This is a genomic window from Photobacterium sanguinicancri (assembly GCF_002265265.1).
GTDB lineage: Bacteria > Pseudomonadota > Gammaproteobacteria > Enterobacterales > Vibrionaceae > Photobacterium > Photobacterium sanguinicancri.
This window is the reverse complement of sequence record NZ_NOIF01000395.1, coordinates 1-827: the sequence shown is the minus strand read 5'-3', so window position 1 is coordinate 827 and position 827 is coordinate 1. Positions and strand designations below refer to the sequence as shown.

Genomic DNA, 827 nt, shown 5'->3' with positions numbered 1-827 from the left:
ACTTTTTAAAGTTAATAATGCTGATGTTAGCCAAAGTATTCAGTTTAGTGGTGATATTTTCTATTATCAAAAAGACGGTAGAAGAGTTAGTCAATTTCATATGTCAACGGGAGAGAATTTATTAGTTAGCGTGCTAAACTCTATTAATATAAGAAATTCTGATAGAGCAAGTCTAAGCAAGCCATGTATTTTGTTTTTAGATGAAATTGAGTTGGCTCTACACCCTTCATCATTGAAAAGATTGGTTTCATTTCTTGATGAAATGTCGATGTTATATAACTATGCAATTTATTTTTCAACACATTCAATAGAATTGATTTCGTCTATTTCGCCTGAAAATATTTTCTTTTTAGAGCGATACTCTGATAATTCTGTTGAAATAATCAATCCTTGTTACCCTGCGTATGCAACTAGAATTCTATATGACCATTCTGGTTATGATAGTATCATCTTAGTCGAAGATGATTTGGCCAAAGAACTAATTACAAGATTGTTAAGAAATAACAATCTTCTTAATAGCCGATTGGTTCATGTATTACCCTGTGGCGGTTACACAAATGTTATTGAATTGGCTAGAGAAGTAGTATCGAGTAACTTGGTTGGAAAAATATCTAGCATATCGATAATTCTAGATGGCGATGTAAAGCAAGATGCTAAAAGTTATATGCATAAACACGCTATAAAAAATAACATACCGTTAAGTTACTTACCAATTGAAAGTCTTGAAAAGTACTTAAAACATACTCTGCATGACAGAGTCGATCATAAACTATTTCGAAAACTTAATGATCTGTCTATTATACACATCTGACGCTGCCGACGAATAG

Annotated in this window: 1 protein-coding gene; it reads left to right on the top strand. The window is 31.9% G+C overall.

The features are described 5' to 3' along the window. Nucleotides 1–811 (top strand): AAA family ATPase (locus ASV53_RS26535; RefSeq protein ID WP_141226325.1); only part of this gene is annotated, 811 nt, incomplete at its 5' end. Between the last annotated feature and the right edge of the window lie 16 nt (nt 812–827).